The organism is Enterobacter sp. BIGb0383, from assembly GCF_003751845.1.
Taxonomy (GTDB): Bacteria; Pseudomonadota; Gammaproteobacteria; order Enterobacterales; family Enterobacteriaceae; genus BIGb0383.
Genome location: NZ_RJKQ01000003.1, coordinates 317596 through 340459 on the forward strand (window position 1 = coordinate 317596; position 22864 = coordinate 340459).

Sequence of the window (22864 nt, forward strand, 5' to 3'; positions counted from 1 at the left end):
ATGCTGGCAATTAAATCACCGGAGACTTATCACCATCAGGCCGGGCTGCGCCATGAAGCCGGGAAAATCATTTCCGGGCTGGGCCAGACGGTTTTACTGATTACCAGCCCGCAGGCCTGGGCGCGAACCGGTCCGGCGCTGGAGGCGAGCCTGCGTCAGCACGGCGTGCGCTGGCAGGTCGACATCATGGACGGCGAATGCTCGGAGACGACAATTGCCCGGTTGACTCAGCGTGCCGTTGAGCTGGATGCCAGCGTGGTGGTGGGCGTCGGCGGCGGTCGGGTGCTGGACACCGCCAAAGCGGTGGCTAACGGTCTGCCGCAGACGGAATCCGTCACCTTTCCGACCATCGCGGCTACCTGTGCGGCCTGGTCACCCCTGAGCATTATTTATGACGATGCCGGGCGCTATCAGCGCCGTCTGCTGCTGGATAAACTCCCGAAAGCGGTGCTGGTGGACAGCGAGATTATTGCCGCCTCCGACGTGCGTTACCTGAAGGCGGGCATCGTGGACGCGCTGGCAAAATGGTATGAGTTTGCCCCGTATCAGCGGCTGGAGCCGGTCAGCCTGGCCCTTAATCTGAAGGTGCAGACCGCCCGCCAGGCGCTGGAAACCTTCCGTCAGCACGGGGCGCAGGCATTGCGCGATAACCAGCAGGGCGTGGTCAGCGAAGCCCTGGTTCAGGTGATTGATGCCGCCATTGCGATGGCCGGAATGGCCAACAGTATCCGCGAAGACAAGCCCACGCCGGGCGTGGCGCACGCCATCCACAACCGTCTGACCTGGGAATCTGAACTACACCACTGGCTGCACGGGGAGAAGGTCGGCTACTGTCTGCTGGTCCAGTCCCTGCTTGAGCGGGGTGATACCGGGCCGGATCCGGAACTGCTGGCGTTTCTGCGCCAGTACGATATGCCGCTCACTCTCGCTCCGCTCGGCGCCGCGGCGTTTGCCGATATCGCCCGCGACGTGGCGCTTTCCCCGGCGGCGGCAAAACGTCTGCCGTTCGATGTCTCTTCCGGCGCGATTGAGCGGGCGCTGCACGCCAGCCATCACGCCTTCTGAAGAAAACGGCCCGCCGTATTACAGCGGTCGGGCCGGGTCCAGATCGATAAACTGCTGCCAGCTCACCGCATCCACAGAGATACCTTCGACGCTGCGACGGGCGTAGTGGCGCGCCTCCGGCTCGCCGGGGATTTGCGCCTCGCCGCCGGAGGAGTGGATCCATGCCAGCTGGGCTTCCACCTCCTGCTGATACTGCTCTCCGGCCCCTAAACGCAGCGGATCGATAAGAATCGACAGCATATTATTGATAATGCCGGGACGCGGCGGGAAGCGGTGGCTCTCGGTCTGGCCGCCGGTCAGCGCGGCTCCCAGCAGGGTACAGATTAACGACAGCCCGGCCCCTTTGTGCCCGCCGAAGGCCAGCAGAGAGCCGCGTGGCTCCTGCATCAGGCTGCCTGCATCGGTGGTGGGATTGCCAAGATGATCCACCGCACATCCTTCCGGCAGCGGACGGCCCTCATTCCAGGCAATGCGCGCTTTATTCCCGGCGATAGCGCTGGTGGCGAAATCGAGGATCACCGGATCGCCCTGAGCGCGTGGAATACCGACGCAGAGCGGGTTTGTTCCCAGCCGCGGCTGCTGCCCGCCAAAGGGCAATACCGCCGACGGGGCGCTGACGTTGGCGAAGTGCAGGGAAACCAGACCGGCTTCCGCTACCTGTTCAGCCCAGGCCCCGATACGCCCCAGATGATGCGCTTCGGCAATGCCGATGATGGCGACCCCGTAGTCCCGCGCCCGCTGAATACCCGCATCCATCGCTTTCTGGCCCAGCACCTGGCCAAAGCCGCGCTGGCCGTGAAAAGAGAGCAGCGCGCCCTCATCGCGGAGCAGGCGCAGTTCGCCACGGGGGTTGAGATCCCCGGCCTCAATAGCCTGAATATAGCGGGGCAACAGGGTGACGCCGTGGGAATCGTGGCCTTTTAGCGAGGCCTCGACCAGGTTATCCGCCACCTGACGGGCGGTATCGGCGGGGGTATCCACCCGCAAAAGATGGTGCTGTAACAGCGTTCGTAGCTGCTGCGCGCTGAGTACCGGCATAGGGTAACCTTATCGGGTTAAAATAAATCTGAGTCCCGACTATAAACAGAATGGTTTTTTAACATAACCATGAAAAATAACTTAGCTGTGCCATCTGGCGACAATGGAAGTTTATTTCCAGAATGGGTATAAGCAATGCCAATTAAATCATTTCTTTTTTACGGGTAATATCGCCAATGTTTTCCCTTTAGCCAAATATCTCCGGGAAAATAGATGAAAAAGCGTCAGCAGCTCCTGGCCGGAATGGCCATTGCCGTGACCCTCGCGACATTCAGCGGTGGGGTGCAGGCGGAAGGGAAAATCAGTATTGCGCAGCAGTTTGGTATTGGTTATCTGATCCTCGACGTGGTGCGGGACCAGAATCTGATTGAAAAAGAGGGCAAAAAAGAGGGGCTGGAGATAGAGGTGGACTGGCGCACGCTTTCCGGGGCGACGGCCATGAACGAGGCGCTACTCTCCGGCGCGCTGGACGTGGCCTCGGCGGGCGTGCCGCCGCTGCTGACGCTCTGGGATCGCACCCACGGGCGGCAGAACGTTAAGGCCATCGCCTCGCTCGGGTCGATGCCTAACTACCTGCTTAGCAACAATCCGGCGGTAAAAAGCGTAGGCGATCTGAGCGATAAAGACCGCATCGCGGTGCCCGCCGCCGGAGTGGGCTTCCAGTCCCGGACCCTGCAAATCGAAACCGCGAAACTCTATGGCAACGCCGACTATAAGCGTTTCGACCGGATCAGCGTCAGCCTGCCGCACCCGGACGCCAGCGCGGCGCTGATTGCCGGCGGTTCGGAGATTAACACCCACTTCTCCAGCCCGCCGTTCCAGTATCAGGCCCTGGAGCATGACAACGTGCATAAGATCCTCAGCTCCTATGACGTGCTGGGCGGACAGGCAACCTTTAACGTGCTCTACACCACGCAGAAATTCCACGATGAAAACCCGAAAACCTACCGGGCGTTTTATCGCGCGCTGAGCGAGGCGGCGAAGATTATCAATGCCGATAAGAACGCCGCAGCGGAAACCTATATCCGGGTTGAGAAGTCGCGCCTGCCGCTGTCGCTGGTGCAGAAGATTGTCAACGATCCGGAAATCAGCTTTACGGTGTCGCCAGAGCGGACCTTTGTCTACGCCGAAAAGCTCCAGGAGCTGGGCGTTATCAAGAACAAAGCCGGGTCCTGGAAAGACTATTTCTTTAACGATGCCTGGGAAAATCCCGGCAGCTAACGCGAAGCAGGAGGGCATATGCCACAGGCCACCATTGAGCCGCTGCTGCAGGTCAGGCAGCTTGATATCGAGTACCGCACACGCGAGCGGCGGGTGCGGGCCACCCACGACGTCAGCTTTGACGTCTGGCCGGGGGATCGCTTTATCCTGCTCGGACCGTCGGGCTGTGGCAAATCGAGCCTGCTCAAAACCGTGGGCGGTTTTATCCAGCCCCTGCGCGGTGAGATCGCTCTGGAAGGCAGCGATATTCGCGGACCCGGTCCCGACAGAATGATGGTCTTTCAGGAGTTCGACCAGCTTCCGCCGTGGAAAACGGTGCTGGAGAATGTCATGTTCCCGCTGCTGGCCAGCCGCAAGGCGAAGCGAGCCGAGGCGCGTGAGCAGGCGCTGCATTTTCTCGATAAGGTCGGGCTGGCCAGCTTTGCGGATGCCCTGCCGCACACGCTTTCCGGCGGCATGAAGCAGCGGGTTGCCATTGCCCGTGCCCTGGCGATGCGCCCGCGGATGCTGCTGATGGACGAACCTTTTGCCGCGCTGGATGCCCTGACGCGACGAACCATGCAGGAGGAGCTGCTGGCCCTGTGGGAAGAGGAACGCTTTACGCTGCTCTTCGTCACCCACTCGATTGAAGAAGCGCTGGTGGTCGGCAGCCGCATCCTGGTGCTCTCGCCTCATCCAGGCCGGGTACGCGCCGAGCTGAACTGCCACCAGTTTGGCCTGAATGATTTCGGCAGCCCCGCCTTTCAGTCGGCAGCCAGCCATATACACCAATTATTGTTCCCGCCCGCCGTGAACACCCCATTACCTTCCGCGAGTCAGGAGCCGGATTATGTCACTGCCACCGTTCATTCGTCCTGAATACGAGCGTAGCCTGACCCCGCTGCGCGATGTCGCCGTCGATGAAGCGCTGCCGCTCTCCCGACGACTCTGGAACCAGACCTGGCTGCGCAAAGGCGTGGTGGTCGTGCTGGTGCTGGCCCTGTGGGAAGCGGCGGCCCGCTATCAGCAAAACGACCTGATGCTGCCCGGGGTTGTGGATACCCTGCGGGCGTTTATTGAGGATATGCACAGCGGCGAGCTGCCGGAGAAGATCGTCAATTCTCTGAGTACCCTGCTGAAAGGCTATCTGATCGGCAGCGCGCTGGCGCTGGTGGCCAGCGCTCTGGCGATCACCACCCGGTTTGGCCGCGATCTGCTCAGCACCTTAACGGCGATGCTGAACCCGCTCCCGGCGATTGCGCTACTGCCGCTGGCGCTGCTGTGGTTTGGGCTGGGCAACGTCAGCCTGGTGTTTGTGCTGGTTCACTCGGTTATGTGGCCCATCGCGCTGAATACCTGGTCAGGGTTTAGCAGCGTGCCGGAAACTCTGCGTATGGCCGGGCGTAACTATGGTCTGAGCGGTCCGCGCTATGTCCTGACGATCCTGATCCCGGCTTCGCTGCCGTCGATCCTCTCCGGGCTGAAAATTGGCTGGGCCTTTGCCTGGCGCACGCTGATTGCCGCCGAACTGGTGTTTGGTGCCTCCAGCGGCGAGGGCGGGCTGGGCTGGTATATCTTCCAGAACCGCAATGAACTCTTTACCGACCGGGTATTTGCCGGGCTGGCGACGGTGATTATTATCGGCCTGCTGGTTGAGGGCGTGGTGTTTTCGACCCTCGAGAAGGCCACGGTTAAGCGCTGGGGTATGCAGCGCTAAAGCGCCCGGTACTGGCCCTGATGAACCTGGCCGATATGGCCGCCCATCATCTGCGCTTCCGTTTCGCTATGGGTGACCATCAGCGCCGTCTGGCCCGCTTCGCGCAGAATATCCCGTACCTCGATGCCGATCCGCTCCCGCGTGCGGCTGTCGAGACTGGAGAAAGGCTCATCAAGCAGCAGGATTTGCGGTCGGGGCGCGAGGGCACGAGCCAGCGCCACGCGCTGCTGCTGCCCGCCGGAAAGCTGGTGGGGATAGTGGCGGGCATGGTTGCCGAGCTCGACCATTTTCAGCAGCGTATCGACTCTCTGCGATTGCTGTTCGCGGGGCAGGCGACGCAGGCCAAAGGCGATATTCTCTTCGGCGGTCAGATGTGGAAACAGGGCATACTCCTGGAAGACCATTCCAGTCTGGCGTTTCTCCGGCGGCAGATGCAGCCGGTGTCCCGCAACCTGCTGGCGGGCAATCCAGATATCGCCTTCGCTGACCCGCTCAAACCCGGCAATGGCGCGCAGGACGGTGGTTTTCCCGCAGCCGGATGCGCCCAGCAGACAGGTCAGCTCGCCCTTGCGCAGCGAGAGAGAAAAACCGTTCAGTACCCGCTGCAGGCCTGCGCCGTAGGCAACGTGGATATTCTCAAGACGTAGCGCAATCTCTGACATTATCTCTTCCTTAGCGTCGCATCTGATGGCGCATCAGCAGGATCACCGGCAGGACGCCCGCCAGCACAATCAACAGGGCGGCCACGGCGCCATCTTCATAAGTGCCACGAGCCGCTTCGGCGTAGAGCAGGGTGGCGAGGGTTTCAAAATTCACCGGGCGCAGCAGCAGCGTGGTGGGCAGTTCTTTCATCGCGTCGGCAAACACCAGCAGGGCGCTGCTGACCAGGGCCGGGCGCAGCAGGGGAAAGTGAACGCGGGCAAAGGTGCCGCCGCCGCTTTCACCCAGCGAACGTGAGGCTTGCTCAAGCGAAGGTGGAATGCGCGCCAGCCCGGAATCCAGGGCACCGATAGCAATGGTCTGAAAGCGAATGGCGCAGCAGATAACCAGCAGCACGCCCGCCGACATCAGCGGTAGACCCCGCATTCCCAGCAGGTCCGCCAGCCACTTGTCCATCGCCATCGCCGGCGTCAGGAAGCCAATCGCCAGAATAGTTCCCGGTACCGCGTAGCCCAGCGAAGCCAGTCGCATCACGCCGCGACGCACGCGCGGAGCCGGATTGCCCATCGCCATATTTCGTGCGTTCCAGGCCACGATCATACTCACCGCAACCACCACCAGGGTGACGCCTGCGGCCAGGGTCAGGGTGTTTTGCAGGGCACCCAGCAACTGGGAAGAAATGGGGGCTTCATCCATCAACCGTTTTGCGCTCTCCCAGGCAAGGAAACTGACCGGGGCGACAAAACCCAGCACCACCGGCAGGGCCACCAGGGAACAGAGCACTCTGCCGCGCCAGCCGTCCACTTTCGCAGGGGCAATGTCACGGCTGCTACGGCTGCTGAATCCCTGCTTCGAGCGGCCATAAATCTCCAGCGACAGAATGGCGAAAATCAGCACCAGCATCAGACAGGCGATTTGCGCCGCTGCGGCGAGGTCGGAGCGGGTGATCCAGGTGGTATAAACCGTGACCGTCAGGGTCTGGACGCCGAGAAATTCCGACGCGCCGATATCGTTAAGGGTTTCCAGCAGGGCCAGGCTTAGCCCGACCGCCAGCGCCGGACGCGCCATCGGCAATGCCACCCGGAAAAACGCACCGGTCGCGCTACAGCCCAGCGTTCTTGCCGCCTCCAGCAGATTGGCCGGCTGGCTGATAAACATCGCCCGGGTGGTTAAATAGACGTAGGGGTAGAGCACCATCCCCAGCAGCAAAATCGCGCCGGTCAGAGAGCGCAGGTCCGGCAGGCGGAACTGACGCGGGCTGTCGTATCCCAGCAGCCAGCGGATGGCGGTCTGCAGCGGGCCAATAGGATGCAGCAGATCCAGCCAGGCAAAGGCGACGATATAGGTGGGCATCGCCAGCGGCAGCAGCAGTGCCCAGCTCAGAATTCTGCGGCCGGGAAAATCCCAGGCCGTCACCGCCCAGGCGCAGCCGACGCCGATAAAGGTGACCATCAGCGCCACGCCGGAGAGCAGTAGTGCGGTATTGATCGCCGCGTTGGGTAGCACAAAGCGCAGCAGGTTTTCCCAGTGGGAGAGATCGGCGTGGAACGCCTGCCAGGCCAGCGCCAGAATCGGGGCGCAGACGCCCAGCGCAATCAGGGTTGCGGTAAGATGCAGCGGGGTAAAAAGCGACTGCGGCCCGGAAACCAGGCCGCGGATCGTGGTTAAACCCGACGATTTATTGATCGAATCCAACTTTGTCTACCAGCAGGCTCGCCTGTTTGCGGTGTTTCACAATCTCGGTCAGCGGGATGCTGTCGACGTTAATCTCACCGATGGCCTCGCTGATAATCGGGTCCAGCGCCACGCCTTTCAGCACCGGGAACTCGTAGTTCGCTTTGGCATAGATCTGCTGGGCCGGAGCGGAGACCAGATACTCCATCAGCTTGACCGCGTTATCTTTGTTTGGCGCATGGCGTGCAACGGCCGCACCGCTGATATTGACGTGGGTTCCGCCCTGCTCAAAGGTCGGCTTCACGACTTTGATGGCGTCGCCCCATTTACGGGCGTCGCTGCCCTCTTTGGCGCTCTTCATCTGGCCGACATAGTAGGAGTTGGCGAGGCCCATATCGCAGATACCGCCAAGAATATCGCGGGCAACGTCGCGGTCGCCGCCGGTCGCTTTACGCGCCAGGTTATCCTTCACGCCGCGCAGCCAGGTTTCCGTTTTGGCTTCGCCGTGGTGAGAAATCATCGCCGCGACCAGCGCGGTATTGTACGGATGCTGGCCGGAGCGCAGGCAGACCTTGCCTTTGTACTCCGGGTTAGCGAGCTGCTCGTAGTGCCAGTTATCGATCGGCAGATCTTTTTCGGCATAGAGCACGCGGGCACGCATGGACAGCGCAAACCACTGGTTATCCTCACCGCGCAGGTTGGCCGGGATCGCCGTTTTCAGCGCCTCAGACTCTACCGGCTGGGTCACGCCCGCCTCGACGAGATCGACAAGGTTGCCAACATCGACGGCCATCAGCAGATCGGCCGGGGAGTTTTGCCCCTCGGCTTTCACGCGCTCCAGCATCCCGTCCTTGATATAGACGGTGTTGACCTTGATCCCGCTGCTTTTGGTCCAGCTATCCAGCAATGGCTGGATCAGGCCCGGTTCGCGGGTGGTGTACAGCGTCAGATCGTCACTGGCGAGGGCGGAGAAGCTAACGGGTGCAATCAGAGCGGATGCCAGCGTGATGCAGCGCAGTCCGGTGCGAGGCAAAGCAAACTGTTTCATTGAGTGATTTCCAGAGTGGTTAGCGGTCTAATTAATTCAACAGGTGAACTATTTCAGTGTGCAACTGATACCTTAAATGATAATCACTCTTGTCTACAATCTTGCGACGGGCACAGAAATTCACATTTACAAAACTTTAATTACATTTGTTGATACAAACCGGGAATGAGAGGCAGGAAAAACGGATGCAGAACTCTGCATCCGTGGAGGGTTACGCGTGCGTCAGAAGGCTTCCCATTCTGCGTCGGCAGCACGTGGTTTACCCGTGCTGGCAAGCGCCGGGCTTTTGGCTGCGGTTTTCACTTTTCGCGCCTGTGGCTGGCCCGCACCCGGCGCGTCGCCCGGCAGCTTAAAGACCGAGACCACTTCCGTTAAGCGGTAAGCCTGCTCTTCCAGCGAGGCAGAGGTCGCGGAGGATTGCTCCACCAGCGCTGCGTTTTGCTGGGTGACGCTGTCCATCTGGGAAATGGCCGTCCCGACCTGAGAGATCCCTTTGCTCTGCTCCGTCGAGGCTGAGGCGATTTCACCCATAATATCCGTCACGCTGGTGACCGATTTGAGGATGTTGTCCATCGACTCGCTGGTGAGAGAAACCTGCTGATAACCGTTGTTAACGTTAGTGACGGACTCGTCGATCAGGCCTTTGATCTCCTTCGCCGCACCCGCGCTGCGCTGGGCCAGGTTACGCACTTCGCTGGCGACCACGGCAAAGCCGCGGCCTTGCTCGCCGGCGCGGGCCGCTTCAACGGCCGCGTTCAGCGCCAGAATATTGGTCTGGAACGCAATGCTGTCGATCACGTTAATAATATCGCTGATCTTCTGCGAACTGCCGGTGATGTTCTTCATGCTGTCGATAAGCGACTGCACCATTTCTTCACCTTTGTTCACTGCCGTTGAGGCCGCTTTTGCCAGCACGCTGGCTTCACCCGCGTTATCGGCATTTTGCTTAACGACCGCGCTCAGCTCTTCCATGCTGGCCGCCGTCTGCGTCAGGGCTGCAGCCTGCTCTTCGGTACGGGAGGAGAGATCCGTATTCCCGGCCGCAATTTCACTGGTGCCCTGATAAATATCCCCGGCGGTATTGCGGATCTGGGTGACGGTTTTCACCCAGTTGGACTGCATGGTATCGAGGAAGGGGATAAGCTGCCCGACCTCGTTTTTGCCGAGATCCTTCGTCGGTTTATCCAGCTTGCCTTCAGAGAGCACCTGCAGATGGTTTTTGACCCATTCCAGCGAGCGTCCCATAAACAGCGCCAGGTAACGTTCGGTCATCACCAGCACCGCGAGACCGATCACCATCGCAATAATAATGATGGTGCGTGACAGGGATACCCAGCTGCCAATGCGGTCGTTTGCCGCCGCTTTCAGCTGCTGGATCTCCTGGTTATAGGCCACGATAGCCTCGGTAAAACCGGTGCGCAGCGGGCTGTATTTCTCATTGGCCAGGCGGGTAAAGCTCTCCGCATTGTTGGCCTTTACCGCCTCAAACATCGGTTTGATCCCTTCGTTAAAGAGGGTCAGAGAGCTGTTGTAAATGCTGTCGATGGAGGCGCTGCTGATATTGGCGTGATCCGTCACTTTAAAGGCATCCAGCCCGCCCTGGAGAAAGTCGATATCCTTACCGATCTGCGTCAGCGTTTTCTGGCCGTTGGCGGCATCGCCGCTGGCCTGATACACCATCGCCTTGTCCATTGCCAGCTTGACCTGATAGTAGCGGTCGCTGGCATTGTTGATGATATCGCCGTTCACCTGCTGAACGTTGGTGAGGGCGATCTCTTTGGTCAGGTTGCTCAACGAGTGCAGAGAAAAGAACGACACTCCGCCCCAGATCAGCGTGAAAATAATTAAAATAGCCATCATGACCACTTTAATTCTAAGACTACTTACTAATTGCATATATAACCCCGGTAAATGTTGCTAAAAGAATGCAGTGCAGGAACCTCGATAAATAAAAAAACGGTGATAGCACCGGGATCGTGAAAAACACGAGCCATAAATTTCATCGGCCCGAGTTGCTTTTTTGTTAAGAACAAAAAGGTATTAGAAAATAATGGGATATGGAGTTTCGGATAAGGTTGTTTACCCTGTGGGTTATTACATTGTGAATAGTTACCCGAGTGAACCGGAGGACGTAATTATAAGGTCATTAATATAATTAAAAGATATGTGTTATCTGCTGCCCTTCCTATGGAAATAAAGAATATAAGTCATGCCTTTTCGTTGTTGGACAGCAGGGGAAGAGCACCCTTATCTTTTGTCATGATTTGTCAATTTCCGCCGCAATTCTTTGATGAGGGAACGCTTTTGGCCAGCTTACTGAACGCATTAATGACAAAACCCACGCGCTTTAGCCTTGCGCTGAAAATCGCGCTGCTTGGCGGCGCCGTGGCGTTTAATTCTGCCGCCTTTGCCGATGAGATTAAAACGGGCATTACTCCGGCGACGGACGCAAGTCAGGTGCCTGCGGCAGCAAAACTGCGCAAGGATACCGTGGTCGCGGGGATCTCCGAGCCGCAGGGGATTTTTAACCCTTACTTTTTTGTTAACGGCTGGGATGAAAATGTCACCAACGTCATTTTCTCACGTCTGATCGACTGGGACAGCCACGGTAATCTGGTGCCTGGCCTGGCCGAGAGCTGGACGGTCAGCCCGGACGGCAAGACCTATACCATTAAGCTGCGCCCGAACCTGACGTTCAGCGACGGTTCAGCGCTGAGCGCGGAAGATATCGCCTTTACCCTTAGCGTGCTCTACGACCCGAAATATGACGGTGATATTGATATCACCCAGGCCAATATTCTTGGCGGGGCAGAGTATAAGGCCGGAACAGCCGACAGCGTCAGCGGCCTGAAGGTCATTGACCCGCTAACCATTCAGGTCACCACCACTCAGCCTGGGGCCACAACCCTGTCTAAAATCGGTGGCCCGGTATTGTCGAAGGCGTACTACGGGAAAGAGTACCAGCGCGGCAATCTCGACTATCTGCGTACCCTGCACGGCAAACCGCTGGGCAATGGCCCTTATGTCTATGAGAAGTACATCCCCGGCCAGGAGATCCGCTTCCACGCCAATACCCATTTTTATCGCGGAACGCCACCGACAGCGCGCTTTATCTACCGGATAACCAACCCGTCAACCAACTTCCAGCTGTTCCAGACCGGTGAGACGGACTACGACGCCTTTACCTCGCGTCCGGACGATATTGAACAGCTCCAGCTGCTCGGCTTTGCCAATATCAATCTCTACGGCTCCAGCGACTACAGCGAAGTGGAATTTAACGTTCGTCGCCCGGCGTTGCAGGATGTGAAGGTCCGCCAGGCGCTGATTTACGGCCTCGATCGCCAGAAGCTGATCGACGTGGTCTATCAGGGATATGGCAAGGTGGCGATTGAGCCGATTGCGCCGATCTCCTGGGCCTATAACCCGGAAGGCGTGAACCCCTACAAATACGATAAAGCTCAGGCAGAGAAGCTGCTGGATGAAGCGGGCTGGAAGCCGGGACCGGACGGGATCCGCGTTAAGGACGGCAAGCGTCTGGAGCTGACCCTGCTGGCGAGCAAAAAAGTGCTTAACGATGCGCTGATCCCGATTGCTAAAGAGAACTGGAAGCAGATCGGCGTGGTGCTTAAACCTCAGGTGGTGGATTTCAACGCCCTGATGGCGCAGCGTAAATCAGGCAACTATGACCTGGCCTCCTTTAGCACCAGCACCCTGAACGATCCGCATGATGGCGTCTGGGATTTCTACAGCACCGAAGCGAAAGAGTCGGGCTATAACAATCCTCAGGTCGATAAGCTCATTGACGCCGGTAACGCAGAGCTGGACGTGGAAAAACGCAAGCCTATCTATCACCAGCTCTACAAAGTGCTGGCGGACGATCCGCCGGTGATCCTGCTGGGCTATCGCCAGATCCTGTCGGCGAGCAGCGCCCGCGTGACCGGTTTTAAGCCGGATATCTATAACGGACTGACCGGCAGCCTGCCGGATGTGAAGATTGTTAAGTAACTCAGCCATACTCGCAGCGGCCCGTGATAAGCGGGCCGCTGCCGTGAGAACGTGATGCGAAATTTTATCCTGCGGCGTCTGCTGCAAACCCTGCCGATGCTGTTTCTTGCCTCGTTTATCATTTTTATGCTGTTTGCCAAAACGCCCGGCGACTTTATCGACGGCAATATCACCCTGACCGTGGCCCGCGCCGCCGAGCTGAAGGCCATCTACGGCCTCGACCAGCCTTTATTGACCCGCTATCTGCACTGGCTCGGCCAGCTGCTGCAGGGCGACCTGGGCTTTTCGTTACAGTATCAAATCCCGGTCAGTACGCTGCTGAACCAGTACATCTGGAACTCCTTCCTGCTGGCGTCGGTGGCGCTGGTGTTCTACTGGGGGATCGGGCTGACGGTGGGCGTGGTGTCGGCGCTGAGACCAAATTCGGCGTTTGATTATCTGGTCAGCGTGCTGGTGTTTGCCGCCATGTCATTCCCCACTTTTTTCCTCTGCCTGCTGCTGATCAAATGGTTCGCGGTGGATCTGCACTGGCTGCCGGTTGGCGGCATGACCAATACCGGCAGCGACGAGAGCGGCTGGGGGTGGGTGATGCAGGTCGCAGCGCATCTGGTTCTGCCGGTGCTGGCGCTGGTGATGCTGCAGGCGGGGAGCCTGACCCGCTATGTCCGCGCCAGTATGCTGGACGTGGTGAAGATGGATTTTATCCGCACCGCGCGGGCCAAAGGGCTGCGCGAGCGTACGGTGATCCTCAAACACGCCCTGCGCAATGCGCTATTGCCGATTATCACGCTGCTGGGGTTTGAGCTGCCGGGGCTGTTCTCCGGGGCCATTATCACCGAGAAAGTCTTTAACTGGCCGGGCGCAGGGCATATCCATATCGACTCGCTGGCCGCCCGCGACTATCCGGTGCTGATGGGGTTTACCCTGTTTCTGGCGGTGCTGACGATTTTGGGTAATCTGCTTGCCGATGTTTTCTACGCGTGGGCCGACCCGCGCATTCGGGTGAGGTCATAATGTTGAGCACCCTGTTTTCGACCCGTCGCCTGCGTAAGGCGACCATTCCGGCGATGGCGCAGGCAACGCCTTCTCCCTGGCGTCAGGCCTGGCAGGCGCTGCGCCGCAACCGGCTGGCGATGCTGTGCCTGCTCCTGCTGGTGGTGATGGCCATCTGGTGCGTGCTCGGCCCCCTGTGGTCGCCGTGGAAGGATGATGCGACCGATGCCCTGATGATCAATAAGCCGCCCGGCGCAGAGCACTGGCTGGGCACCGATTTTCTCGGGCGCGATGTCTATACCCGCCTGCTGCTGGCCGGGCGGATCTCGTTGATTATCGGCCTGCTGACCATGCTGCTGTCGGTGGCACTGGGCTATCTGCTCGGGGCGCTGTCGGGCTATACGGGCGGGCTGACCGATAAGCTGATTATGCGCCTGGCGGATCTGGTGATGACCATTCCCAGCCTGCCGCTGCTGATTGTCGCCGGGGCCATGCTTTCGGAGCTGGATTTCTCGCCGGAATCAAGGATCTGGATGGTGGTGATTATGCTCAGCCTGCTGGAGTGGCCGAAGCTGGCCCGGCTGGTACGCGGTCAGATCCTCTCCCTGCGCGAGCGTGATTTTATGCTGGCGACCCGGGTGCTGGGCCTCTCTCCACGTCGGCGTCTGTTTGGCCATCTGCTGCCCAACACGGTACCCATCCTGGTGGTGATGGCCACCATGGCGGTGGCCAACGCCATCCTGACCGAATCGGCGCTCAGCTATCTCGGCCTTGGCGTGGTGCCGCCCACGCCCTCCTGGGGCAATATGATGGACGCTGCCAACAGCCTGATCGATTTCCAGCGTAGGCCATGGCTGTGGATGCCGCCCGGCATCGCCATTTTTATCACGGTAATTGTCATTAACGTACTGGGTGACGCCCTGCGTGATGCGCTCGATCCAAAAATGAAGCGGGGGCTGAAATGACCGCACCCTTAATTCACTTTGACCGCCTCTCCGTCTCTTTTGCGGCAGAGCAGGGCCGGGTTCGCGCCGTGCAGGATGTGTCGTTTTCGGTTATGCCGGGGCAGACCCTGGGTATCGTCGGCGAGTCCGGCTGCGGCAAAAGCGTAACGGCCATGGCCCTGATGGGCCTGTTACCGCCGCAGGCGGCGCGTATCGACGGCGGGGAAATTACCTTTCAGGACCAGAATCTGCTCGGGCTGAAGCCCGCGCAGATGGCCGACCTGCGCGGTAACCAGCTGGCGATGATTTTTCAGGAGCCGATGACCGCCCTGAATCCGGTGTTGACCATCGGGGAGCAGCTCTGTGAACCGTTAATCCGCCATCGCGGCCTGTCGGCGAAAAACGCCTGGCAGCAGGCCATTACGCTAATTAACGAGGTCGGACTGGCGCGGGCGGAAAGCCTGATGGCTGCGTATCCGCACCAGCTCTCGGGAGGAATGCTGCAGCGCATTATGATCGCCATGGCGCTGAGCTGTAAGCCACAGCTGCTGATTGCAGACGAACCCACGACCGCCCTCGACGTGACCGTCCAGGCACAGATCCTGCGCCTGCTGCGGGATCAGGCCCGGGCGCACCGTATGGCCCTGATGTTGATCACCCACGATCTGGGCGTGATCGCTCAGATGGCGGAGTACGTGGTGGTGATGTACGCCGGGCGCATTGTCGAGCAGGGACCGACCGCCGACGTTCTGCGCCAGCCGCTGCATCCGTATACCCGCGGTCTTATCGCCTCCCGGCCTGTTCCCGGCGAGCGTCGTCGTAGGCTCTACTCCATTCCCGGACAGGTACCGGATCTGGCCGATCTGCCGCCGTACTGCGCGTTTACCGACCGCTGCGAGCGGGCAACGGAGCGCTGCCGTCAGGGGATCCCTCCGCTTGCGGGTCAGAGGCGGAAAGCGGCGTGTTTTTACAGTGGGCTTGAGTTATGAACAGTGAATATGTGATTGAAGTAGACGGGCTGAAAATGCACTTTCCGCTGCGCGACGGGCTGTTTGGTCAGGAAACCGGCCAGCTGCGTGCGGTCGACGGCGTCAGCTTTAAGATCCGTCAGGGCACCATTTTCGGCCTGGTGGGCGAATCCGGCAGCGGCAAAACCACCGTCGGGCGCACGCTGCTCGGGCTGTACGATAAAACCGCCGGTAGCGTCAGATATCGCGGCCGGGCGCTGGAAAATCTGACGGCGAAAGAGTTCAGGGCGCTGCGGCCGAAAATGCAGCTGGTATTTCAGGACCCTTACAGCTCCCTGAACCCGCGCATTCGTATCGGCGACGCCATCGGTGAAGCGATGCTGGAGCATAAGCTCTGCACCCGGGCGGAACTGCGGGACAAGGTTATTGAGGTGATGAAGATTTGCGGCCTGGCCCCGCAGCACTATAACCGTTTTCCCCATGAGTTTTCCGGCGGTCAGCGTCAACGGATCGGCATTGCGCGGGCCCTGATCCTGAACCCGGATTTTATTATCGCCGACGAGCCGATTTCCGCCCTCGACGTCTCGATTCAGGCGCAGATCATCAATCTGTTTGCCGATTTGCGCGATGAACGCGGCGTGACCTTTCTGTTTATCTCCCACGATCTCGGCGTGGTGGAGCATCTGTGTGATGACGTGGCGGTGATGTATCTCGGGCAGCTGGTAGAAACCGCCAGCCGGGATACGCTTTTTAGCCGACCCCTGCATCCCTACACCCAGGCCCTGCTGGCGGCCGTTCCCACAATGGACCCGGACAGCGAGCCGGTTGAGGTAGTGAGAGGTGAAATCCCCGATCCGTCACGCCCGCCGTCGGGATGCCGCTTTTCCTCCCGCTGCCCGCAGGCCAGCGCGCGCTGTCACCAGGAGATCCCGGCGCTTCGGGAGGTGGGCGATGCGCACCGGGTGGCCTGCCATCTGGTCGACGGGACTAATGACCGTACTTAAGGTTATAACCGAGGGTGTCGCCGGTGGTGTCGTATTCGCGGAAGTTGTAGATCAGCGGCTTCCATTTGGCGGAGTCCACGGTGTCATCCTCATTCAGCAGGCCGGTGTCGATCCAGGTATGGACGATATCCAGTTCGGCGAGGATAAAGCGACCCTTATCGGTGGTGCCGACCAGCCTGCACTCGGCCTGAATAGGGCACTCGGCGATGCGCGGCGGGGCAACGGCCGTGGAGGCTTCCGTATTTAGCCCGGTTTTGGCGAGCTTATCGTGGCAAATTTCCACGCCCCACTTGATCTGGCCTTCCGACAGGCTATCGCCGCCCGTCAGCCTGCCGATGGCTTCTACTTTTTGCCACAGAGAAGGATCGGGAATGTTGATCACCACGTCGGAACCGGCCACCAGGTTAGCGTGCGTTTTACCGCCCTTGCTGATGCCGATAATAATTTTATCGCCCAGCGAAATAGATGAGGAGGCTGCGCAAACGTTAACATTTCCGTTATTACCGTCCGTTGTGGTGACGAGAAATACCGGGAAGCCGTAATAGAATGAACTGAGTTTTACATTCTTTTTCATATCGGACTGACCCTATTTTTAATTAATAACAGGCACCTGTTTTACGCATTTTTCATTTTTTCACAATAACCCCTTCTGAGTATTTAAAACCCGTTTGGTAACCGCAGGTAACTGTTTTTTGTTGTTATTATCGGGCGTTCTGAAAATTATCGAAAAATATCCATTAAAAAAATCATTCAAAATCTCAAAAAGAGGTATATGATATGCAACATACGTTTTTACCCTCCGGCCAGACCCGATGGTCGGGAAAGAATGAGGTTAAAACATGCAGCGAATTGTTATACCAGCGAACCATGTCCATACCCGTACCACGCCGTTCTGGAACAAAGAAACGGCCCCCGCGTCCATCTGGCAGCGGCATCTCGACGCGGGAACGCGGCAGGGCGTTTACCCACGCCTGAGCGTGATGCAGGGGACTATCCGTTATTACGGCTATGCCGACGAAACCAGTCCGGAGCCGGTTGAAACCCTGACCATTGAGGCCGGAGAGTTTGGCGTTTTTCCGCCAGAGAAATGGCACCGAATAGAAGCACTCTCCGATGACACAATATTCAGCGTCGATTTTTATGTCGATCCGAAAATTTTGATTGAAGGCTGAGGTACTCATTATGACAGCGGAAAATAAAGGTTATTCCTTAGCGGTGACTGACCGCAGCAGCAGCGAAATCAGCGAAAAAATTTATCTGAAACCCATGTCATTATACGTGCCGGATATCGCGATTGAAGCCGTATCCCAACTGCTTGCCGGTTTACCGGCCGCCGCGAATAATGACAAAGGTTTTGTCCTCACCGTCACCAATAAAAACAATGGGGTGTCGGTGGATAATGACTTTGACGGCCTTCAGGAGCTGAAGGATCCCCTTATTGTCGCGGATGCGGTGAAGGATCTGGTGAATATCGTTCGCGGCTACGAATCTGATGAAGAGACTAACGTTTGCGGCTGGTAGCCCCGACGGATGTCTGCACTCTGGAGATCACACCATGGCGTTAAAAATTCCTGAAAATTTCCGTCATACCCGGTCCACGCCGTTCTGGAACAAACAGACGGTTCCTCAGGCTTTGCTGACCCATCACAACACCAAAAAGGGCGTCTTCGGGCGGCTGTCGGTGATGCAGGGCGCGGTGAAGTATATCGGTTTTCGCGACGAGCATGATGAGACGCCGGAGATCGAAGTGGTGATTGAGGCGGGGCATTTTGGTATCAGCCCGCCCCAGTACTGGCACCGCGTTGAGCTGCTGACCGACGACACTTATTTCAACCTCGATTTCTTTGCCGACCCGGATGAACCCCTGGAAGGTAAAGGGATTGGCCAGGTGGTCAATACCCACCGTAATTAACCCTTAGGGAGCGAAAGCTCCCTTTTTTTTGCCTGATGAAAATCATTCGCATTCGCCCGTTTTTATGATAAGTTGCATTATAAATACACGTTATGAGCGGAGACGCAGCCATGAGCGCAAGTGAGAAAGCCGGACACACCTTCTTAGCCAGCCTGGGAAAAACCCGCTTGCGGCCCGGCGGCGTTGACGCAACGGAGTGGCTATTCAGTCATTCGCAGCTCACGCCGGACAGCATTGTGCTGGAAGTCGCCTGCAATATGGGCACGACCTCTATCGAACTGGCCCGGCGTTTTGGCTGCACGATTTACGCCATCGACATGGATAAGAACGCGTTGATTAAGGCGCGGGAAAACGTTGCCGCCGCCGGTCTACAGGACAAAATTCAGGTGCTTGAGGCCAATGCCAACAAGCTGCCTTTTGCCGACAATGCCTTCGACGTGGTGATTAACGAAGCGATGCTGACCATGTACGTGGACAAGGCCAAAACCCGGCTGATTGGCGAATATTATCGGGTGCTCAAGCCCGGCGGTCGCCTGCTGACCCACGACATTATGTTCACCAGCGATCGACTGGAAGAGGGCAGGCAGACGCAGCTGGAAAGTATTGTGAGATCCAACGTTAGCCCGATGACTCAGCCCGCGTGGAAAGCGCTGTTTAGCGCCAGCGGTTTCCAGTCGGTAGATACCCACCACGGCGCGATGTCCCTGATGTCACCGGCGGGGCTGATCCGCGATGAGGGTCTGCCGCGCGCGGCAAAAATCCTCTTTAACGGCCTGCGCACTCGTGACAACCGGGCGCGCTTTCTTGGGATGTTCCGCTTCTTTCGCCGCAACCGCCATCGGCTGAACTATATTGCCTGCTGCTCGCGCAAATAAGCCGGGGATTTCTCATTCAGCGGCCGGTAAACCAGGTGTAAAACCATCGGCTCCGGGCATTGCTGCGGCCGGAAATAGAGAAAACTGTCATCCTGCATATTCAGCACCAGGTTGTTCGAACGTGTCGCGCCATCAATAAAATAGTCCTCGTTCAGCACCAGCGGCTGCGACTGCCGGGACTCCCGGTCTTTGTACAGGGCTTTCTGTGGGACCAGGCTGGCGCTATGAATTTCCATATCGCGCAGGGTTTTGCCTGCCAGTATCGCCAGCTCCGGGGTGACCAGCGGAATATAGAGTGAATAATAGCCGTCAAAGGTGCTGGTGGCATGCAGGGTTTCACATCTGGCGTTCTGGCTGTCCTGAACAAACATCACGTCGAGAGCCTGCTGGCGCTGGGTGCCATTGCCCATCGACCATGACAGGGCATAGCGCGCGCTGGCGAAAAGCGACAGAGCGTATTCCATCCCGCAGCTGCGCAGTTCGGAAGCGTGATTGGTCCGGCTCTCATCGTTTTCATCCATCGTCAGGCGGGATGCGCCGTAGCGGCGCATATAGTCAACAGCCTCCGTTACATCGACCATCTTTTTGACCAGGTCCGTGCCCAGATTGATATCAAAGTTGAGGCCTGCAAGCAGGTGGGTTTCTTCTGCCTGAGGGAGATAGATATAGCGGGCAAGGTCGATAGCCGCCGCATCCCATAATGCGGGAGTGGTGGGGATCCCCAGCCCGGCCGCCATACGTATGCAGGTTAATGCCTCCTGCTGGATCTGGCGGATCTTCGGCAGAAAAGGCTGGGACAGACTCGTGTTTTCGCCGAGCGGAACGCCCTCTTCGCTGTAGTCAACGACTGAAAAGTCATGTGAAGAGCAGAGCATTTCAAACGAGGTGATAAAACGGGTCAGGGTACGGATAAGGCGAAAATCGGCGTTGTCGGGATTCATCATTGCCGTACGGTTTTTATGCCAGCCGGGCATCCAGGCGGCAATCAGATAGCATCCGCGAACGGTTATCCCCAGCGCTTTTTCCAGCAGAGGAGCCAGCAGATTCTGCGCAGTGCCGGAGTATCCCAAATCGACCAGCATCAGCGTATCGCCCGCCCGAAGCTGTAACGCATTATGCAGATGGGCAATAAGGCGTCCGCGAAATGCTGCCGAGCGGGCGAGGGTTTCCTGTACCACATCGTTGGCCAGCAGCGCCTTGCCGAGATATTCAGGAGAGTAATTCCGCTTTTTCAGCCGGGCTTCGATTTTTTGGCTTCGCGCCTGGCTGAGCATCAGATGTCGGGCCATCAGGGCAAATCCGGCAGGGGTGACCCTCGTGATCCCCTGCAGCTTTTCGCTCAGATAATTAATGATGCTCTGTCGGTCATGGAATGCGCTGCAAATCGCGGTAAAACGCGAAATCTTCAGTGCGGCGGCGTCGGTGTCCTGCGGAAAGAGAGCCTGGTACGCGGCGTGGGGCATATAGCCATCGCGCATCAGAAAACCCAGCTTTACGCCGGGGAGGCTATCGCGCTGTTGCTTAATAAAATGGGCGAAGGCATACATCACTGGGCCGAGCATCGTCCAGGCCGTCAGTTTTTCACCGCTAATCTCGTTGCGCAGGGCGATGGAATGGCAGGCGTGGAAAAATGAGGGGACGGGAGCAGTCGTGTGGCTTGACGGGAACAGGATGCTGGCGGCGACCTGGCGCTGTGCCTGGATGCTGACAATCGCGGCTTCATTTTGTTTAAAGTGAACGGCATGAATACCCAGCGCAATCGGGCGGGTAAAATCAGCCTCGGAGTTATCACCCGCATGAAAAATGTGCCGGGGCTCGATCTGCTCCTGGCCGAGGATGGCCGGCCAGAGTTGGGTGCATTTTCCGTGGCCGAATTCCGATGAACAGTAGATATGATCGATAAGCGTCGGGAGTTCATCGCTGTGCGAACGGAGCAGACGGTGCAACTGCTCCGCGTTGAAATAGGTATCGCTGACGATGATAGTACGGAGACCACGCGCTTTTGCCTTCCGCAATAGCGCCAGCGCGGGAGGAAAAAGGAATCCATGCTCTATTTCCAGTGCCAACTCGCGCTCAATCACTTTTTGCTGTTCGCCGGTATCGAGATGGCCGCTCAGTTCCGAATAAATTTCCTCAATGCTGACTTCTTCCATACCGGTTGTCAGACGTTTTTTGCTTCGTGCCAGCATTTCAGCTTTTGCGCGGGCGGTTGGGCACAGCCCGGGCTGAAGACGGGTAAATATATCAAAGGGTCGCGAGACGTAACGCCAGAAAAGCGTGTCAAAACAGTCCAGGGATAAGACTTTCGCGTCGCTCTTGAGGAACTGTTGTTCAATGTCGTCGAAGGATACAGACGTGTTTTTCATGAGGATTTACCGAAATGATTTCTTGGCTTTTAATTAAGCGCGAGGGGTATTTTACATGATGGGTTTTCTCCGATATTGCCGGAGTAGCGGAAACATTTGTCAGCTTATTTCTCACTAAGGCGTTAAGCTGAATAGCTATTTACCTTTGCCCACCGCGTGGGCAAAGGTAAACATATCTTAAGGGATCATTGCGTCGTGGCACTGTTTTTCTTACAGGCCCGTGACGGTGGGTGACACAAACTGCAGGTGAATAGTGCGTTGGTGTAACGGGATGTTGAAATAAAGCTTCCGCCACACCCCGAGCAGGAAACGACCTCAAGCATACCGCAATCGACAAAACGTAACAGGGTCCAGGCTCGGGTTATTTCCAGTACTGGTTTTTCCTCTGCTGCGCACGGACACTGCTCAATATAAAGCTGATAGGCCTTCAGCAGTGATTCGACCGAGCGTTTTTTTTCCGTTTTATGCAGATACAGGAAAATATTATAGAACAGCGATGAGTGGATGTTCTGTTCCCACGACATAAACCAGTCGGGGGAAAAGGGAAGCATGCCCTTCGCGGGTGAACACCCCTTAATTTCTTTATACAGTCGCAATAATTTTCTGCGGCTGAGTTCGGTTTCACTCTCCAGGACCTGCATACGTGCGCCTGCGGAAATCAGCGCGATAGCGATATGTATATCATTGACTTCACTGAGAATACTTTGGTCTTTCATCGCGTTAATATCACTCTGCACTGCCGGGATTCGACAGGGAATGGAGCAGGTCGGTTGAAAGGATGATCCCCGTATGAACCCGCTGCAGGGCATCAATGCGGGAGTCTTTGGTCAGGCAGTCAATCACCGCCTCACTGTTAATGCGCAACTGACAAATAAGTTGATTGGTTGAGGCGAGTTTGATGAGTTGCGGGGCGGAAAGATTTTTCAATAGCTCCATTAACGAGTCGGTTAAACCCAGGCGGAAACAGGCGGCGTTTTTGTCCTGTTTTATCAGAGATTGTGCCAGCATCAGATAAGACAGATTCAGATCATTGATATTTTGCACTTGCTCATATTGAGCTTCAATGTTGGGCATTTGTAATTACTCCTGGGTTTTGTAACCTGCTTGTTAATTTCCATCCTGGTGTTTATGGTGAATCCTTTTCACGCAGTGACGACATCATAACAATGACTGTCGCCAAACCTACGTAGTATCGATAACGGTCAGAAAATAGCATTATAAATCTCAATGGATATTAAATGAGTCGGGGTAAAGCCATAAATAAGTAACAAAATATCGGGGTTTTATCCTGGTAGACTACGTTGCAGAAGCTGAATGGTGCTAGCCTGAGGGGCTTTTATTCGTAATAAGAGTTAAATCAATAGGATATGCTCGTTCGTTAAAAAGCCAACACGA

General features: G+C 57.4%; 22 protein-coding genes. 13 read left to right on the top strand and 9 right to left on the bottom strand.

The genetic code is table 11. The features are described 5' to 3' along the window. Window positions 1-1065 (top strand): iron-containing alcohol dehydrogenase family protein, encoded by a 1065-nt coding sequence (locus EDF81_RS17080; protein ID WP_123349353.1) that lies wholly within the window; start codon window positions 1-3, stop codon window positions 1063-1065. 18 nt (window positions 1066-1083) lie between these two features. Here EDF81_RS17080 and EDF81_RS17085 read toward each other — a convergent pair whose 3' ends face one another. Further along, complete coding sequence (locus tag EDF81_RS17085; RefSeq protein ID WP_123349354.1) at window positions 1084-2103, bottom strand: malate/lactate/ureidoglycolate dehydrogenase; 1020 nt, start codon at window positions 2101-2103, stop codon at window positions 1084-1086. A 243-nt stretch (window positions 2104-2346) separates the two neighbouring features. On the opposite strand from EDF81_RS17085, the gene EDF81_RS17090 reads away from it, so the two are divergent. The 3 genes from EDF81_RS17090 to EDF81_RS17100 are packed head-to-tail and all read left to right on the top strand — an operon-like array spanning window position 2347 to window position 5020. Further along, complete coding sequence (locus EDF81_RS17090) at window positions 2347-3324, top strand: ABC transporter substrate-binding protein (RefSeq protein ID WP_260232723.1); 978 nt, start codon at window positions 2347-2349, stop codon at window positions 3322-3324. An 18-nt stretch (window positions 3325-3342) separates the two neighbouring features. Beyond that, entirely contained in the window at window positions 3343-4182 is an 840-nt protein-coding gene (locus tag EDF81_RS17095) for an ABC transporter ATP-binding protein (protein WP_123349356.1), read from the top strand. Then, complete coding sequence (locus tag EDF81_RS17100) at window positions 4154-5020, top strand: ABC transporter permease (RefSeq protein ID WP_123349357.1); 867 nt, start codon at window positions 4154-4156, stop codon at window positions 5018-5020. The genes EDF81_RS17095 and EDF81_RS17100 overlap by 29 nt, the downstream gene beginning before the upstream one ends. Here EDF81_RS17100 and EDF81_RS17105 read toward each other — a convergent pair. The 4 genes from EDF81_RS17105 to EDF81_RS17120 form a co-directional block, all read right to left on the bottom strand. Beyond that, window positions 5017-5682, bottom strand: a complete 666-nt coding sequence (locus EDF81_RS17105; protein ID WP_123349358.1) for an ABC transporter ATP-binding protein — start codon at window positions 5680-5682, stop codon at window positions 5017-5019. The two genes, EDF81_RS17100 and EDF81_RS17105, sit on opposite strands and share 4 nt — an antisense overlap. 10 nt (window positions 5683-5692) lie before the next feature. After that, on the bottom strand, window positions 5693-7375 hold the full coding sequence (locus EDF81_RS17110; RefSeq protein WP_123349359.1) for an iron ABC transporter permease: 1683 nt from the start codon (window positions 7373-7375) through the stop codon (window positions 5693-5695). Then, window positions 7359-8402: an extracellular solute-binding protein gene (locus EDF81_RS17115; RefSeq protein ID WP_123349360.1), complete on the bottom strand. Its 1044-nt coding sequence runs from the start codon at window positions 8400-8402 to the stop codon at window positions 7359-7361. Before EDF81_RS17115 ends, EDF81_RS17110 begins: the two co-directional genes overlap by 17 nt. Before the next feature lie 222 nt (window positions 8403-8624). Continuing rightward, window positions 8625-10298, bottom strand: a complete 1674-nt coding sequence (locus tag EDF81_RS17120; protein WP_123349361.1) for a methyl-accepting chemotaxis protein — start codon at window positions 10296-10298, stop codon at window positions 8625-8627. Window positions 10299-10730: 432 nt separating this feature from the next. On the opposite strand from EDF81_RS17120, the gene EDF81_RS17125 reads away from it, so the two are divergent. Genes EDF81_RS17125 through EDF81_RS17145 form a run of 5 tightly spaced genes read left to right on the top strand, consistent with a single transcriptional unit; the run spans window position 10731 to window position 16316 of the window. Beyond that, entirely contained in the window at window positions 10731-12407 is a 1677-nt protein-coding gene (locus tag EDF81_RS17125; RefSeq protein WP_123349543.1) for an ABC transporter substrate-binding protein, read from the top strand. Window positions 12408-12461: 54 nt separating this feature from the next. Continuing rightward, window positions 12462-13421, top strand: coding sequence for an ABC transporter permease (locus EDF81_RS17130; protein ID WP_123349362.1), 960 nt, complete (start codon window positions 12462-12464; stop codon window positions 13419-13421). Next, window positions 13421-14365 (top strand): oligopeptide ABC transporter permease, encoded by a 945-nt coding sequence (gene opp4C, locus EDF81_RS17135; RefSeq protein ID WP_184999544.1) that lies wholly within the window; start codon window positions 13421-13423, stop codon window positions 14363-14365. The genes EDF81_RS17130 and opp4C overlap by 1 nt, the downstream gene beginning before the upstream one ends. Beyond that, window positions 14362-15333 (top strand): ABC transporter ATP-binding protein, encoded by a 972-nt coding sequence (locus EDF81_RS17140; RefSeq protein WP_123349363.1) that lies wholly within the window; start codon window positions 14362-14364, stop codon window positions 15331-15333. Before opp4C ends, EDF81_RS17140 begins: the two co-directional genes overlap by 4 nt. Beyond that, on the top strand, window positions 15330-16316 hold the full coding sequence (locus tag EDF81_RS17145) for an ABC transporter ATP-binding protein (RefSeq protein ID WP_123349364.1): 987 nt from the start codon (window positions 15330-15332) through the stop codon (window positions 16314-16316). Before EDF81_RS17140 ends, EDF81_RS17145 begins: the two co-directional genes overlap by 4 nt. Here EDF81_RS17145 and EDF81_RS17150 read toward each other — a convergent pair. Then, complete coding sequence (locus EDF81_RS17150) at window positions 16300-16890, bottom strand: flavin reductase family protein (protein WP_123349365.1); 591 nt, start codon at window positions 16888-16890, stop codon at window positions 16300-16302. The two genes, EDF81_RS17145 and EDF81_RS17150, sit on opposite strands and share 17 nt — an antisense overlap. A gap of 265 nt (window positions 16891-17155) precedes the next feature. Here EDF81_RS17150 and EDF81_RS17155 point away from each other — a divergent pair, with 265 nt between their 5' ends. The 4 genes from EDF81_RS17155 to EDF81_RS17170 all read left to right on the top strand — a co-directional run bounded on the left by EDF81_RS17155 (window position 17156) and on the right by EDF81_RS17170 (window position 19103). Next, window positions 17156-17488 (top strand): DUF1971 domain-containing protein, encoded by a 333-nt coding sequence (locus EDF81_RS17155; RefSeq protein ID WP_123349366.1) that lies wholly within the window; start codon window positions 17156-17158, stop codon window positions 17486-17488. Window positions 17489-17498: 10 nt separating this feature from the next. After that, the gene (locus EDF81_RS17160; protein WP_123349367.1) at window positions 17499-17837 is read left to right on the top strand and encodes a DUF1869 domain-containing protein; all 339 of its coding nucleotides are present in this window, start codon (window positions 17499-17501) and stop codon (window positions 17835-17837) included. A 34-nt stretch (window positions 17838-17871) separates the two neighbouring features. Further along, window positions 17872-18228, top strand: a complete 357-nt coding sequence (locus EDF81_RS17165; protein ID WP_123349368.1) for a DUF1971 domain-containing protein — start codon at window positions 17872-17874, stop codon at window positions 18226-18228. 110 nt (window positions 18229-18338) lie between these two features. Further along, window positions 18339-19103: a class I SAM-dependent methyltransferase gene (locus tag EDF81_RS17170; RefSeq protein ID WP_123349369.1), complete on the top strand. Its 765-nt coding sequence runs from the start codon at window positions 18339-18341 to the stop codon at window positions 19101-19103. Here the strand turns inward: EDF81_RS17170 and EDF81_RS17175 are convergent. From EDF81_RS17175 to flhD, 3 genes are all read right to left on the bottom strand, one after another. After that, entirely contained in the window at window positions 19076-21469 is a 2394-nt protein-coding gene (locus tag EDF81_RS17175) for a haloacid dehalogenase-like hydrolase (protein ID WP_123349370.1), read from the bottom strand. The two genes, EDF81_RS17170 and EDF81_RS17175, sit on opposite strands and share 28 nt — an antisense overlap. Before the next feature lie 185 nt (window positions 21470-21654). Continuing rightward, entirely contained in the window at window positions 21655-22185 is a 531-nt protein-coding gene (gene flhC / locus EDF81_RS17180) for a flagellar transcriptional regulator FlhC (protein WP_123349545.1), read from the bottom strand. Between the two features lie 10 nt (window positions 22186-22195). Then, window positions 22196-22543: a flagellar transcriptional regulator FlhD gene (gene flhD, locus EDF81_RS17185; protein ID WP_123349371.1), complete on the bottom strand. Its 348-nt coding sequence runs from the start codon at window positions 22541-22543 to the stop codon at window positions 22196-22198. Between the last annotated feature and the right edge of the window lie 321 nt (window positions 22544-22864).